The sequence below is a fragment of the Streptomyces albus subsp. albus genome (genome assembly GCF_000719865.1).
Classification (GTDB): domain Bacteria; phylum Actinomycetota; class Actinomycetes; order Streptomycetales; family Streptomycetaceae; genus Streptomyces; species Streptomyces albus_E.
In genome coordinates this window covers 57,234-72,284 of record NZ_JOID01000011.1, presented here as the reverse complement: position 1 = coordinate 72,284, position 15,051 = coordinate 57,234, and the positions used below count along the sequence as shown (strand labels likewise).

At 74.6% G+C, this 15,051-nt stretch carries 6 protein-coding genes; 1 reads left to right on the top strand and 5 read right to left on the bottom strand.

Annotated elements, in window-relative coordinates; all coding sequences use genetic code 11:
* Nucleotides 1–74: 74 nt before the first annotated feature.
* Nucleotides 75–713, bottom strand: a complete 639-nt coding sequence (locus tag IF83_RS0113035; protein ID WP_078843457.1) for a TetR/AcrR family transcriptional regulator — start codon at nt 711–713, stop codon at nt 75–77.
* A 70-nt stretch (nt 714–783) separates the two neighbouring features.
* On the opposite strand from IF83_RS0113035, the gene IF83_RS0113030 reads away from it, so the two are divergent.
* Nucleotides 784–1,983, top strand: a complete 1,200-nt coding sequence (locus IF83_RS0113030; protein WP_158711040.1) for an MFS transporter — start codon at nt 784–786, stop codon at nt 1,981–1,983.
* Between the two features lie 42 nt (nt 1,984–2,025).
* Here the strand turns inward: IF83_RS0113030 and IF83_RS0113025 are convergent, their stop codons facing one another.
* Genes IF83_RS0113025 through IF83_RS0113010 form a run of 4 tightly spaced genes read right to left on the bottom strand, consistent with a single transcriptional unit; the run spans nt 2,026 to nt 15,014 of the window.
* Nucleotides 2,026–2,556, bottom strand: coding sequence for a flavin reductase family protein (locus IF83_RS0113025; RefSeq protein WP_244177047.1), 531 nt, complete (start codon nt 2,554–2,556; stop codon nt 2,026–2,028).
* A 46-nt stretch (nt 2,557–2,602) separates the two neighbouring features.
* The gene (locus IF83_RS0113020) at nt 2,603–3,394 is read right to left on the bottom strand and encodes a thioesterase II family protein (RefSeq protein WP_051722724.1); all 792 of its coding nucleotides are present in this window, start codon (nt 3,392–3,394) and stop codon (nt 2,603–2,605) included.
* On the bottom strand, nt 3,391–5,814 hold the full coding sequence (locus IF83_RS0113015) for a beta-ketoacyl synthase N-terminal-like domain-containing protein (RefSeq protein WP_030544299.1): 2,424 nt from the start codon (nt 5,812–5,814) through the stop codon (nt 3,391–3,393). The genes IF83_RS0113020 and IF83_RS0113015 overlap by 4 nt, the downstream gene beginning before the upstream one ends.
* Nucleotides 5,815–5,825: 11 nt before the next feature.
* Entirely contained in the window at nt 5,826–15,014 is a 9,189-nt protein-coding gene (locus IF83_RS0113010; protein WP_030544298.1) for a type I polyketide synthase, read from the bottom strand.
* Nucleotides 15,015–15,051 lie beyond the last annotated feature (37 nt).

Below are 15,051 nucleotides of genomic sequence, written 5' to 3'. Positions count from 1 at the left end.
GGTGACGGGGCGGCGCGGGGAGGCCGCCGCCGCGGGCGGCGGAAGCGGAAGGGCCGGTCAGCCGCCCGTCCGGCTCAGGTGCCGGTCCGGAGCAGGTGCCGGCAGAGACCCTCGTAGACCCAGTCCTCCCACTGTTCCTGCGTCCACTTGCGCTCGGAAGCGAGGAGGTGGTAGAGCTCCGGACCGAGCAGCGCGTAGCAGATGTCGACGGCCCGCTCGGGCACGAGCCCGTCCGGGAGCAGCCGTTCCGCTGTCAGAGCCTGGATGAACTCGCTCTGGAAGAGCCGCCTTTGGTCCTTGTTGGACTGCCACATGTCCTCGCCGTCGTCCTGGGTGACGTCGGCGTTGCGCAGGACCTCCAGGAGCGGTGCGGCGTGCTCGTTGATCGTGCGGGTGCAGCGCACCAGATGCCTGAGCTGTTGCCGCGGGCCGTCCGCGGTGAGCGCCCCGGCCATCGCGCGGGCCGTCTCCGTGGCTGACCGGGCGCCGCCGCAGGGCAGGTGGAGCGTGATGAGGTCCCTGAGGAGCCGCTGCTTGTTCCCGAACGCGAAGTAGACGGTCTGCACGGCGACGCCGGCCTCGCGGGCTATGGAGGCGATGGTCGTCGCCTCATATCCGTGTTCCGAGAAGAGCTCCATCGCGGCGTCGAGAATGCGCCGGCGCGTCAACTGCGCGCGTATCCGCCTGGCATCCGGCGTTTTCGGGGCCGGCATCACACCCCCTTGCTATAGTCATCGTCTAGAGTGTCCATATATTCACATTGACACCCAAGGGGGTGCAAGCGTGTCGGCCGAACCAAGCGAGAAAGCCGCGCCATTCCCCACCGCACGCACTCCCCGGACGCTCGTCGCCCTCCTCACGGGCGGCATGGGGCTCTCCATGTTCGTGCTCTACGCGATCGGCGCGCTCGGGCCCTTCCTCACCGAGGACCTGCGAATATCGGGCTCCCAGCTCGGATTGCTGACGGCGGTGACCTTCGGCTCGGCGACCGTCCTGTCGCTCTACGCGGGGCAGGTGACGGAACTGCTGGGAGGCCGCCGGGCGCTCACCCTCCTCCTGGTGCTCGTCGCCGCCGGTTTCGCCCTGCTGGCCGCCACCAGGACGTACGGGTTCCTGCTCGGCGCGCTGGTGCTGGGCGGTGCCGCGCAGTCGCTCGCCAACCCGTCGACGAACAAACTGATCGCCGCTCATGTACCGCCCGGGCGGCGAGCGTTCGCCGTCGGCGTCAAGCAGTCGGGGGTGCCGCTGGCCGCCTTCACCGCCGGGCTGGCCCTGCCCACACTGGCCGGGGCGCTGTCCTGGCGCGCCGCGCTCGCGGTCGTGGTCCCGGTCGCACTGGTGGCCGCGGCCGCCGCCGCGATGCTGCCCCGCGACACCGTACGGCCGACGGCGTTTCGCCTGGCCTTTCCCGCGGCGCCCAACCGGCCCACCCGGTGGCTGACGGCCGTGTCGCTCTGCATCGGATGCTGCCTCGCCGCCCTCAACACCTATCTGCCGCTCTACGCGCACCAGCGGCTGTCCATGGGGGAACGGAGCTCCGGGGCGCTCATCGCGGCCATCGGGGTCTCCGGCATCGCCAGCCGGCTGCTGTGGTCCCGCCTCAGCGACCGGCTGGACGTGCCCCGGTCGCTGCTCATCCTGACCGTCGCCGCGGTCGTGTCCGCGGCCCTGATCCCCGCCGCCACCGCCGGGGCCTGGCTGGTGTGGCTCGGGGCGGTGGGCCTCGGATGCTCGGCCGCCGCGGCGAACGCCGTCTCCATGGTGGCGGTGACCAAGGGAAGCGGCTTCGGCACCACGGGCCACGCGTCGGCCATGGTCTCCATGGGATTCTTCGCGGGGTTCGTGGCGGGACCGCTCGCCTTCGGCCTGCTGGTCGACGCGACCGGCGGCTTCACGGCCGGCTGGGCCCTGGTGACGGCCCTCTTCGCCGTGGCCGGCCTGTGCTCCTGGGGCGGCCGGCAGATCATCCGGGACAGCATGTAGCGGTGCCGGGGGCCGGCCGTTCCGGCCGCCCGGCACCACCCTTCAGGACATGAAGTCGTAGTCCAGGTGGCTGTCCTCGGCCGCGTCCGTCCAGGAACCGTAGCGGCGCATCCCGTACAGCAGCGGCAGCTGCAACTGCAGTTGCGTGATGGCGACGGCCCGCCCCATGACGACGGCGTGGTCCCCCACCGGCTGCACGTCCTCGACCGCGCAGTCCGCGACCGTGTGCGCCGCCTCGTGCAGGTGCGGGCCGCCGACCGGCCCCATCGTCCGCCAGGCCACCTTCTCGAACCGGTCCCTCGCCCCGGACGCGAAGAGCTCCGCCGTCGGACGGGCCTGGCTGTGGAGGAGGTTCACCGCGAAGCCCCCGCTGTCCTGCACGGCCTCCAGGGTGGGGCTGCCCCGGCGCAGACAGACGAGCAGGGTCGGCGGGTCGAGCGCGACGCTGCACAGCGAGGTGCAGGTCATTCCCCACGGCTGCCCGCCGGGCGCCAGCGTCGTGATCACCGCGACACCGGTGGGGAATCCCGCCATGAGGGGACGGATGTCGGGCTGATCGGCTTCGGGGATCACGGGGTGGCCTCCACTTGAGTCTGTCGGGCTGTCGGCTGTCGGTCTGTCAGGCGGACGTGTGTACGGCAGAGGACCGGACGGCGGGCACGGCCGGCAGCGCGGTGGTGATCTCCTCGACCAGATCCGCCGCGAACGCCTCGAAAGAGCTCCCGAGGAAGTGGAAGTGCCCTCCGGCGTAGACCCGTTCGCTGAACCGCCCGCGGGTCTGCCGGGCCCAGGCGGCCATCGACGCGACCGGGGCCCAGGAGTCCTGCGCCGCGCCGAACGCGGTCAGCGACGCCGCGAGCGGCGGCCGGTGCGCGCGGGGACGGTACTCGGCGACGGCCCTGAGGTCGCAGCGGACGAGCCGGAGGAAGCGGTCGCGGAACTCCGGTACGGCATCGAGCCGTTCCGGCATGCCGCCCATGCTCCTCAGCCGGGCGATGAGATCCGCGTCGGCACTGCCGTGGTCCGGGAGCCGCATCAGCACCTCGTGTCCCGGCGCCCCGCGCCCGGAGACCCCGACCCAGCCGGGTCCCGGCCCCCGGGCCTCCAGCGCCCGCGCGGTCTCGTGGGCGACGACGGCCCCCAGGCTGTGGCCGAACAGGGCCAGTGGCGTCCCGTCGGCCCACGGCCGGACATCCTCGGCCACGGCCGCCACGATCTCGTCCATGGTCTCCAGGGCGGGCTGCGCGTGACGCTTGCCCCGGCCCGGCAGATCGAGGAGCAGCACGTCCCAGTCGGCGGGCACGTGCCGGGTCAGCGGAAAGTAGGAGGCGGCCGATCCGCCCGCATGGTGGAAGACCACCAGCCGCACGGCGGGATTCTCGAGCTCACGGGGGCGTACGAAGTGGCTCACCGGCCTCGCTCCCCCACCTGCGCGCCGGCGGTCCGGGCCTGCTCCGCGATGTCCTCGGCCAGCCTGCCGAAGAGTTCGCGGAGCGGCAGGTCGAGCGGCAGTTCCTCCGCGGTCAGACCCAGCCGGTAGCTCTCCTCGACCTTCGTGATGAAGAGCACCGACAGGAAGGAGTCACCTCCGGCGTCCAGGAAGGAGGCGTCCTCGTCCGGCCGCTCCGAGGCATGCAGGGCCTCGGTGAGCTCGGCCATCAGGTAGGCGAGCACGGCTTCCCGGTCCTCGGGCGCCGGTGCCCGGAGCACCCGCTTCGCGCGGTCCTCCTCCTCACCGCCCGCGCCGGTGTGCGGCTCCTCGATCCAGAAGCGTTTGCGCTGGAACGGGTAGGTCGGCAGGTCGCCCAGCAACCGGGTTCCGGGCGCGGCCAGTTCCTCGAAGCGAAGGTCCGCGCCGGCCGTGAACAGCTCGGCGAGGGCGGCGAGAAACGTCTGCGGGGCGGTGCCCCGGCCGGGCCCGACCAGGGGCACGGCGGCCGTACCGCCGGGTGTCTCCCACTCCAGCGTCGCGGGCTCGCCCGCATCCGCGTCGCGCACCGGACGCACGCGGATCCCGAACCGGCCGACGAAGCGGGCCAGTGCCCCGCCCGGTCCCTCCGGGGGGCCGGCCGGCCCGGCGGCGGCCGGGAAGGCCTCCGCCAGCTCGGCCAGCCCTTCGGCCAGCCGCGCTTCGCCGGCGGAGAACCGCACGACGGCCGAGCGCACCGCGGACTCCCGCGGTGCGGCGGCGACCCCGCCGTGCAGCGCCGCCTGGAGTCCCTCGGTGAGGTCGGCGGCCGTGGTCCCGGTGACGGCGATCCGGTGGGCGAAGGCGGCGCGCCCGGTGCGCAGGGTGTGGCACAGGGACGGGAGCCGGGCCTCGTCCGTCTGCTTGAGGTGTCCGCTCACGGCTCCGACGAGTTCCGCGAGGGCCACCGGGTCCTTGGCCGACAGGGTCAGCAGTTCGGGACGGCCGGTGACGGCGGGGCCGGGGCCGCCGGCCGGCTCGTACGCCTCCAGGACGACATGGGCGTTGGTACCGCTCATGCCGAACGAGTTGACCCCTGCCACCCTGCGGGGCAGCGGCCAGGGCTGTGCGCGGCGCGGCACGGTGAGCGCCAGCCGGTCCCAGGGGATGTGGGGGTTCAGTTCCGCACCGTCGTCCGGCAGTGCCGCCGGTATCTTCCCGTGCTGGAGCATGAGCACCGTCTTCATGACCGCGGCGATGCCGGATGCCGCTTCCAGATGGCCGAGGCGGGCCTTGACGCTGCCGATGGGCAGGGGCACGCCGCGCTCGCGCACCTCGGCGCCGGCCACCGCGTCGAGGGCGCCGACCTCGATCGGGTCGCCGAGGGCGGTGCCGGTGCCGTGGGCCTCGACGTACCCGAGCTCTCCCGGTGCGACGCGGGCATCGGCCAGCGCGGCGCGGAACACCTCCTGCTGCGCGGGACCGTTGGGGGCGGTGAGCCCCGAGGCCGCCCCGTCGTGGTTGACCGCCGAACCGCGGATGGTGGCGAGCACGGGGCGCCGCTCCGCCTCGGCGTCGTCCAGACGCATCAGGACCAGGGCGCCGACGCCCTCGCCCCGTCCGTATCCGTCGGCCGTGGCGAGGAAGGACTTCGACCGGCCGTCGGGGGACACCGCACGGGTCTGGGAGAGCGAGACCATCAGACTGGCGGAGAGCAGCAGGTTGGAACCGCAGACCAGGGCGTAGCGGCACTCGCCGGCGCGCAGGGCCCGGACGGCGAGGTGCAGCGCGCTGAGCGACGAGGAGCAGGCGGTGTCCACGCTCAGCACCGGCCCGCGGAAGCCCATCACATGGCTGATCCGGCCGGCTCCGAAGCAGAGCCCTCCGCCAGTCGTGTAGTAGGGGTCGATACGGGTCATGTCGGAGCGGTCCTCCAGGCGCTCCCCGTACTCCGAGGCCATCATGCCCAGATACACGCCGACGTCGAGCCGGTCGGAGCGGCGGACGGCGATGCCCGCCCGCTCCATGGCCTCCCATGCGGTCTCCAGCAGCATCCGCTGCTGCGGGTCGAGCAGCTTGGCCTCGCGCTGGGAGATGCCGAAGAAGTCGGCGTCGAAATGGGCGATGTCGGAGAGGAAGCCGGCCCGGCCGACGTAGGAGCGGCCGGGCCGGCCCGGGACCGGGTCGTAGACCGCGCGCAGACCGGGCCGGTCCTCGGGGATCTCCGAGTCGGCCGTGCCCTCTCCGCACAGGAAGTCCCAGTAGGCGTCCGGGGTGTCGAGCCCGCCGGGCAGCCGCAGGCTCATTCCCGCCACGGCCAGCGGTGCGTGCCGCTCGTTCTCGAGCTCCTCGATACGGGCCCGGAGGCGCCGGGAGTGCTTGAGCTGGTCCTCCATGAGCTGCCGGATCTGCGCGGGTTCCATGGCTTCCGCCCTCATTTCTCTGTCACCACATCTGCCTGCACGGCTTGGACGAGTTCCTCGAACGACAGGTCCTCCAGGGGCGTACCGGTGCCGGCCCGTCCCGGGGCCGCGGCGCCGGCCGGTGTCTCCCGGTGTGCCGGTCCGGCGGGCGCTCCGGAGGGGCCGTCCGCCTCCGCCGGGGAGTCGTCCGCCCCCGCCGGGAAGACAAGGCCGGCGATATGGGCCGCCAGCTGTTCGACGGTGGGGTGGTCGAGCGCGACCGTGGCGGGCAGGTCCGCGCCGAGGTCGTGGGACAGTCTCGTCCGCAGGTCGATCACCATGATCGAGTCAAGCCCCGTCTCGGTGAACCCCAGATCGTCGGCGATCGCGGCCGGATCGCCCAGGACCTCGCCGGCCACCGTCCGCACCGCCCGGCGGAGTTGTTCCCCGAGTTCGTCCCGGCCGAGCCCGGTGAGCTGTTCCGCCAGCCACCCGCGAGTGGGTCCCGCCCCGGTGCCGCGTGCCGGACGGGTGGCGAGGGCGCGGACGAGAGCGGCGCGGGGATGGCCCGCGAGCTGCTGTGCGTACCCGTCACGGTCCATGGCCACGGCGACCAGCCGGCCCGTGGGGGTGCCCGACAGGACCGCGCGCAGCACCTCCTCCGCCTCCTGGTCGGCGAGGGAACGCAGGCCGCGTCGCTCCATGGCGCGTTCGACGGCGGCCGAGGCCGCCATGCCGCCCCTGGACTCCGGGGCCCACGGGCCCCAGTTGACGCTGGTGGCCGGGGTGCCCGCCGCCCGCAGGGTCATGGCCAGGCCGTCCAGGTATCCGTTGGCGGCGGCGTAGTTGGTCTGGCCGGCGGAACCGAGGACGGCGGACGCGGACGAGAAGAACACGAGCGCGTCCAGCTCGTGGTCCGCGAGGGCCTCCACGAGGTTCGCCGCGCCCCGCGCCTTGGCGGCGAACACGGTGTCGAAGGAGTCGGCACCCAGACGGTCGAACGCCTGGTCGTCGTTGACGCCGGCCAGGTGCAGCACCACCCGGAGCGGCACGTGCTCCCCTGCCCGTGCGACCGCCTCCCGGCACGCCCCGGGATCGGTGACGTCACCGTTCACGACGGTCGTCCGTACGCCGCGGGCCGTCAGGTCGTCGATGACGGCCCGGGCGGTGGCGTCCGGCGCCGAGCGGGCCATGAGGGTGACGTCGGTGAACCCGCTCCGGGCGAGGAATCCGGCCGTGCTGAGGCCGAGTGCGCCGAGGCCGCCGGTGATCAGCGCCGCGCCGCCCGCCGCGGACGGTACGGCGCCCGCGGAGGGATCGTGGCCGGCCTCCCCGTCGTACGGGACCAGCCGGGCGACCCGCACCTCGTCCGGGCCGATGGTGAGCCGCGGTTCGGGTACCCCCTCGTCGAGCGACCGGGTCAGGGCACCGGCCAGCACGGCGGGGTCCCACCCTGCGGCGAGCCCGATCCGGAGCAGCCGCCGGTCGCTCTGCTCCGCCTCCAGGGAGGTGAGCAGCCCCCACAGTGCCTCGCGGACCGGCGCTCCGGCCCCGCCCTCCGCGGCCCCCTCGCCGGTGCCGCCCAGCACCGCGTACGGAACGCTCCGGTCCGCCGCGTGCAGCGTGCCGGTCAGCTCCCGGACGGCGGCAAGGGCGTCCGCCGGCCCCGCGGGACCGTCCGGGCCCGCCGCGAACCGGGCGTCCAGCACGAGGTCGGCGCCCGGCGTGCCGGCCTCTCCGTCCGTCACGGGCTCCACCTCGTGCCCGTACGCCGCGCAGGCGTCGCGCACCGCCCGTCCCACCTCGGTGGCGGCCCCCAGCAGGGCGATCCGCCGCCGCGTCACGGGACCGGTCCCGGTGGCCGTGGCCGGCTTCTGCGCCGTCCAGGCGAGGGCGTACGTGTGGAGTGCGCTCTCGCGCAGCGAACGCTGGAGCAGGGCGCGCGGGGCGCGGCGGAACCGGAAGTCGTCCACCGCGAGCACCGTGGCGCCACCGCTGTCGAACAGGCGCAGGTCGGCCGACTTCACCTGGAGAAGCCCGTCGTCCGGTCCGTCCTCGCGCACCGCGCGGACGTGGCCCCAGAGTTCCCGCCCGGGGACCGGGCGACGGGGGAAGGACAGCCGGGCGATGGCGAAGGGAATGGCCAGCCCGTCCTCCTCCGACACGGGATCACCGGTGACGGCGAACGCCACGGCGCTCTGGAGACACGAGTCGAGCAGGCCCGGGTGGATCTCGTAGCCGTCCGGGGACTCGTTCATCTCCGCGGGCTCGACGTAACGGATGAGCGCCTCGTCTCCGCGGATGTACACGTCGCCGATCCACCGGAACGACGGCCCGAGGTGGTATCCGAGCGACCGCAGGTGCGTGTAGAAGGCCTCTCCGGACAGGTGCCGGCCGGCGGTCCCGATGAACGCCGCCGGGTCGGGTGGCGGGCCGGCGGGCCGCCCCGTGTCCGCACCGGGCTCCGCGGCCACGACCCTGGCCGCCAGATGTTCCTGCCAGCGCCCTCGCTCGCTGTCGAGCAGGCTGTGGACGCCGACGACGCGGGTCTGCCGGTCGCGTGTCTCCTCGACGATCTGGAGCTCGTAGCGCTCCCCCTCCCGCAGCACCAGGGCACGCGGGAAGTGGAGGTCCTCCAGCAGCACGGGAGTGCCGCCGGCGCCCAGGGCGGAGAGCACGGTGGCCGTCTGGGAGGCACCGGGCACGGACACCGTGCCGAAGAGGCGGTGGTCGGTGAGGTGCGCCGGGTACTCGGTGCTGCGCTCGGTGGCCCAGACCCGGCCGCCCAGGGCGGGCGAGCGGAGCTCGGTCCCCCAGGCAGGGCCCCGGGGCCCCGGCCGGACGGCGCCGGCGGCCGCTGCCTTCCGGCCGGCCCCGGTCCAGTACCGCGTCCGGGCGAAGGGATAGCGCGGTGCGCCGGCTCCCGGGTGGGTCCGGCGCGGTGTCACCCGTTTCCAGTCGATGTCCTGGCCGCCCAGGTACATCACCCGCGCGGCGGCGAGGAGCGCGGCGCGGTCCCCGGTCCCCCGGCGCAGTGACGAGGCGAGCTCGGGGGTCTCGTCGAGCCCCGCGCCCCTGACGAGGTTGACGAGGGTGCGGTCCGGCCCGATCTCCAGGCAGATGTCGACCCCGAGGGAGCCGAGCCGGCCCGCGCCGTCGTGGAAACGCACAGGCCGGCGGGCGTGCCGGCGCCAGTATCCGGCGTCGTACTCACCGGGGGCGGCGAGGGCGCCCGTGACGTTGGAGACGATGGGCAGGACGGGCTCGCCGAATTCCAGCGGGGCGAGGACCGTGTCGAACTCCGCCAGCGCGGGATCCAGCAGCCGCGAGTGGAAGGCGTGCGACACGCTGAGCCTGCGGGCGCGCACGCCCCGCTCCTTCAGCCGTGCGGCGAGGGCGTCGACCGCGTCGGGCGCGCCCGACACGACGACGGATTCGGGACCGTTGACCGCCGCGATGTCCAGTCCGGTGCCCTCCGTCCAGCCCTTGACGTCCTCCTCGGTGGCCACCACGGCGAGCATCGCGCCGCGTTCGGTGCCCTGCATGAGCCGGGCGCGGTGGGCGATCAGCTCCAGCCCGGTGGAGAGGTCCATCACCCCGGCCGTCATGGCGGCCGTGATCTCCCCGACGCTGTGGCCCATGACGACGGCCGGCCGGACGCCCCACGATTCCCACAGAGCGACCAGAGCCGTCTCCAGGGTGACGAGGGCGGGCTGGGTCACCCGGGTCTCGTCGACTGCGGCCCGGTCGTCGCCGTAGTACAGGAGATCCGCGAGAGACGCGCCGAGCACCGGCGTCAGGATGCGGTCGCAGGTGTCGAACGTCTCCCGGAACACGGGCTCGTTCTCGTACAGGTCGCGGCCCATACCGAAGTACTGGCTGCCCTGGCCGGAGAAGAGGAAGGCGATGCGCGGCGGACGGGCGGCGGCCGTCGCGGGGGTGTCCAGCCGGGCGGAGAGCTGTTCCGCGGTCGTGCCCAGCAGGGCGCGCCGGTACGGGAAGTGGGCACGGCCTGCACCGGCCGTGGCGGCGAGCGCGTCGAGGTCCTGTTCGGTGGCGTGCTCCAGCCTCCCGGCCCAGGCCTCCGTCAGACGCTCCAGGCCGTCCGGGTCCGGCGCGGACAGCGGGATGAGGCGTGCGGCCGGCTTCGTCCGGGCCCCTTCGTCCGTCACGGGCCCGGCCGGGACGGCGGCCCCGTTTCCGGCGGTGGCGGCGGCCGGGGCGTCACCGATGACGAGGTGCGCGTTCGTGCCGGTGAAGCCGAATCCGGAGATGCCGGCCACCCGCGGCCCGTCGCCGCGCCGCCAGGCCGTGGCGGTGTCCACCACGCGCAGGTTCATGCCGGGCCAGTCGACATGCGGGTTCGGCTCCCGGAAGTGGAGGTTGGCCGGGATCACGTCGTGCTGGAGCGCGAGCACCGTCTTGAAGAGCGCCGCCATGCCCGCCGCGGACTCGCAGTGGCCGATGTTGCTCTTCACCGACCCGACGTACAGCGGCCGGCCCGGTTCTCTGCCCGGTCCCAGCGCCCGCCAGGCGGCGCCGAGTTCGACGGGGTCGCCGAGCGCGGTACCGGTGCCGTGGGCCTCCAGATAGGAGATGTCGGAGCCGGCGACTCCGGCCTGGGCCAGCGCCGCCTCCAGCATGCTCTCCTGGGCCCGGCCGCTCGGTGCGGTCAGCCCGGAGGAGGCACCGTCCTGGTTCACGGCGCTGCCGCGGATGACGGCGAGCACCCGGTCGCCGTCGCGACGGGCGTCGGAGAGGCGCTTGAGGACGACGACACCACAGCCCTCGGAGCGGACGAAGCCGTTCGCGTCCGCCGAGAAGGTGCGGCAGCGGCCGTCGGGCGACAGCATGTGCGCCTGGCTGACCGCCGCCCAGGAGGCCGGGTCGAGCATGACGTTCACCCCGCCGGCCAGCACCGCGTCGCTCTCCCCCGACCGCAGGGAGCCGACGGCCAGGTGCAGCGCCACGAGCGAGGAGGAGCAGGCCGTGTCCACCGCGACGGCCGGCCCCCTCAGCCCGAGGGTGTAGGCGATGCGGCCGGCCGCCGCGTTGAGCGCGGTGCCGGTGCTGTAGTAGGCGTCGACTCCTTCCGGGCCGTCCTGCGCCAGCAGCCGCGCGTAGTCGCCGTAGCTGATGCCGACGAAGACCGCCGTGCGGGAGTCGCGCAGCGAGGTCGGGTCGATGCCGCCGTTCTCCATCGCGTGCCAAGCCGATTCGAGCAGAAGGCGCTGCTGGGGGTCGAGGTTCTCGGCCTCGCGCGCCGGTACGGAGAAGAAGCCGGCGTCGAACCGGTCGATGCCGTCCAGGAAGCCGCCCTGGTCGGTGGTGACCGTGCCGGGGGGGATGGCGGCCGTGTCCCAGCGTTCGGCGGGCACCGTGGTGACGCCGTCGCGGCCGTCACGGAGAAGCTCCCACAGTTCCTCGACGGAGCCGGCGCCGGGGAAGCGCCCGGCCATGCCGACGATCGCGACGGGTTCACCGGCGGTGCCGGTTCCGCCGGAGGCCGGCCCGGATCCCCGGCCCTCCGGGTCCGCGGAGTTCCGCGCGGCCGGGCCCGGGACACCCGGTGGGGCCGCCCCCGGACCGGGCCGTCCGCCCGGTGACGACGCGGCGGCGGACCCGGACAACAGGAAATCGGCCAGTTCGGCCACCGTGGGGTGATCGAAGACGTCCGCGACCTGGACGTCCGTGCCGAACACCTCGGAGAGCCGGGCGGTCAGGTCCACCGCCATGATGGAGTCGAGACCGAGGTCGAAGAAGCCCACGTCCTCCCGTACGGCGCCGCTCTCGGCGTGGCCGAGCTGGGCGGCGAGCAGGCGGGTCACCTCGGCCCGTGCCGCGGCCGGACGCTCGCCCGGCGCCAGTCCGTCCAGGAAGGAGCGGGCACCGGGGTCCGGCGCGGCGGCCCCGGTGTCGTGGCTCCCGAAGAGGGCGCGTGGCCGGAGCCCCGTCATCACCTCGCGCAGCCGGGGCAGATCCAGCGGACAGGCCACGAGCCGGCCGTCCGCTCCGGGTGCCTCGGCGGTCAGGGCGGCCCTGCCGCGGCCGGCGTCCAGGGCGCCGACTCCCATCCGCGCGGACCGTTCGCGCAGTCCGGCGTCGGCCATGCCCTCGCCGGCCAGGGCCCAGGGGCCGTAGGCGATGCTCACCGCGGGGAGCCCGAGGGACCTGCGGTGCGACGCGAGGGCGTCGAGGGCACCGTTGGCGGCCGAGTAGGCCGCGCAGCCCTCGGTCCCCCACAGCGCGGAGACCGAGGACGTCAGGACGAAGAAGTCCAGCGGCCAGTCCCGGCTCGCCTCGTGCAGCCACCAGGCGCCGGTGGCCTTGCCGCTCAGCGCCGCCCGGAACTCCTCGGCTCCCGTCTCCCCGAGCGGGGTCCGGCGCAGCGTCCCGGCGGCGTGGAGCACGCCGCGCACCGGCGGCATGTCCGCCAGCGCCCCGCAGGCGCTCTCCAGCGTCTGCCGCGTGTCGCAGCCGCCGTCCCGGTAGACGGTGCGGTCGGTGCTCCGGGCCAGGCTCTCCAGGAAAGCCTTGGCCTCGGGGCCCAGTTCGTCCTCCGGGCGGCGGCCGATGAGCAGCAGGTGCCGGGCGCCGCGGCGCACCAGTTCTCCGGTGAGTTCCCTCCCGACGGCGCCCAGCCCGCCGGTGACCACGTACGTCGCGTCCCCCCGGACCGTCAGTCCGGCGCCGCCGCCATCGGCCTCGGCCAGCCGGGCGACCAGGACCCCGCCGTCGCGTACCGCGGCGAGATCCTCGGTACCGGGCGTGGCCGGCGCGCACTGGCCGGCCACGAAGTCCAGCAGGGCGCGGATGTCGTCGCCCCCGGGCTCGGGGGGCAGGTCGACGATCCCGCCCCAGGCCGTGCCGAGTTCCAGCCCCAGCACGGGGGCGAGCCCGTGCAGCAGCCCGTCGCCCGTGTACCGGGTGCGGTCCTCCGCCGCCGTGCGGACCGCGGCCCGGGTGACCACGAAGGAACGGGAGTTCTCTCCCGCGCTCCGGGCGGCGGCGCTGACGGCCGCGCAGAGCGCCGCGCCGTCCGCCAGAGGGCCGGCGGACGGTCCCGCGGTGCCGTCGTCCCCGGCGTCCGGACCGGCGGGCGGCCGGCCGCCCTTCATGACCAGCAGCAGGGCTGCCTGTCCGCGGTCCTCGCGGGCCGCCCAGAACCGTTCCCACGCCTGGTCGCCGGCGGGCAGGTCCGCCGTGGTCCAGCCGTCGGCCGGGCCCGGGGGCGCGGGAGTGAGCAGGGTCCCCCGCACGCCCCGGGCAGCCGCTTCGCGGACGAGCCGCTCCAGGAGTTCCCGGTCGTCACCCGCGAAGATCAGGGAGGTGCCGGCCGCCGGGCCGGAGGGCTCCGCCGGCTGCCACACCGTCCGGTGCGCCGCCGGCAGGGCGCTCGCCGGTACGCCGGAAGCGGCTCCGGCGGCCGTGGGCACGGCTTCGTCCTCCTGCCCGGCGGACGGTGCCGGCGACGCGGCGGGCAGGGCCTCGGGGGCGTGGCGCACCCGCTGCCAGGGATAGGCCGGCAGGTCGATCACGCGGCGGGGCAGCGGGCCGGGGAACGGTTCGGCGGCCGGAGCCGCTCCCTCGGCGAGCGTCACCTCGGCACTCGGCTCACCGGCCGCCAGTGCCCGCAGGGCGCGGGCGGCCTCCTCGGGGCCGCGGCAGGCGAGGCGGGCGCGGAACTCGTGCCGGGTCCGTCCGGCGCCGGCGGTGTAGGCGAAGGCGGCGTAGGAGTCCGGGCCGAGCGCCTCCACTCGGCCGGCGTACCGTCCGGCGAGGGCGCGCAGCGCTTCGGGCGTCTTCGCGGAGATCTCGAACCCGTCGGCGCCGGTGCCGTCCGCCTCGTGGCTCCCGTCCCGGCCGGCGCTCCCGGGCGGGCCGAGGACGACGTGCGCGTTGGTGCCGCTCATGCCGAAGGAGCTGACGCCGGCGTACTTCCCGCTGCCGGGGGCCCAGTCGGTGAGCTCGCCCGGCACGGTCATCCCGGTGCCCGAGAGATCGACCCTGGGATTGAGCGTCCGGAAGTGAACGACCGGCGGAGCCTTGCGGTGCCGCAGGCAGAGCAGGGCCTTGACCAGACCGGCGACGCCGGCGGCCGCCTCCAGGTGCCCGAAGTTGCTCTTCGCGGCACCGACGGCGAGCGGGGCGCCGCCGTTGGCGCGGCCGAGGGCCGTGGCCAGGGCCTCCATTTCGATGGGGTCGCCGAGCGCGGTCCCGGTGCCGTGCGTTTCGACGTAGCCGATGTCCGAGGGCCGCAGCCCCGAGTCGGCGAGCGCCTTCTCGATGAGCGACACCTGGGACAGCACGTTGGGTGCGGTGAAACCGCCCGAGCGGCCGTCCTGGTTGACGGCGGTGCCGTGGATCACGGCGTGCACCCGGTCCCCGTCGCGCACGGCGTGGTCCAGGCGCTTCAGCACCACGACACCGCAGCCCTCGCCGCGGACGAAGCCGTTGGCGCGGGCGTCGAACGCCTTGCAGAGACCGTCCGGTGCCAGGGACCGGGTCTCCTGCACCAGGCGCATGGACCGGGGCGACAGGATGAGGTTGGTGCCCGCGGCGAGCGCCACGTCGCAGTCCCCCCGGCGCAGGGCCTGGGCCGCCAGGTGGACGGCGACCAGCGAGGACGAGCAGGCCGTGTCCACGGCCATCGCCGGCCCGTTGAGGCCGAGGGCGTGTGCCACGCGGCCGGCCGCGAAGTTGTGGCCGTTGCCGGTCGTCCAGTAGGCGTCGGGCTCACCCGCGAGCCAGTCGCGGTAGTCCTGCCACATGATGCCGAGATACATCCCGGTCTGGGTGCCGGAGAGCCGGTCGGCGGGCAGGCCGGCGTTCTCCACGGCTTCCCAGGCGACTTCGAGCAGGAGCCTCTGCTGGGGGTCGAGGTGGCGTGCCTCGCGGGGGCTGATGCCGAAGAAGGCGGCGTCGAAGCCCAGGACCTCGTCCAGGAACCCGCCGCGCTGGGGCAGCTTCTCCCACTCGGCGGCGAACGGCTCCTTGCGGTGCTCCGGCATCGGGCGGACCAGGTCGCGCCCGGCCGCCAGCGCGTCCCAGTAACCGTCGAGGTCGTCGATGCCGCCGGGCAGCCTCAGGCCGACGCCCACCACGGCGACGGGCCCGCTGCCCTCCTGTTCCTCGATCCGCTGCCGCAGCGTGCGGATCGTGGCGAGCGCGCGGGTGAGCGGGGTCTGCCGGCTTCCGTCGGGTACGGGGGTCTCTTCCATGGGTCGGTATTCCTCGCGGTCGAACGACAAAATGTCG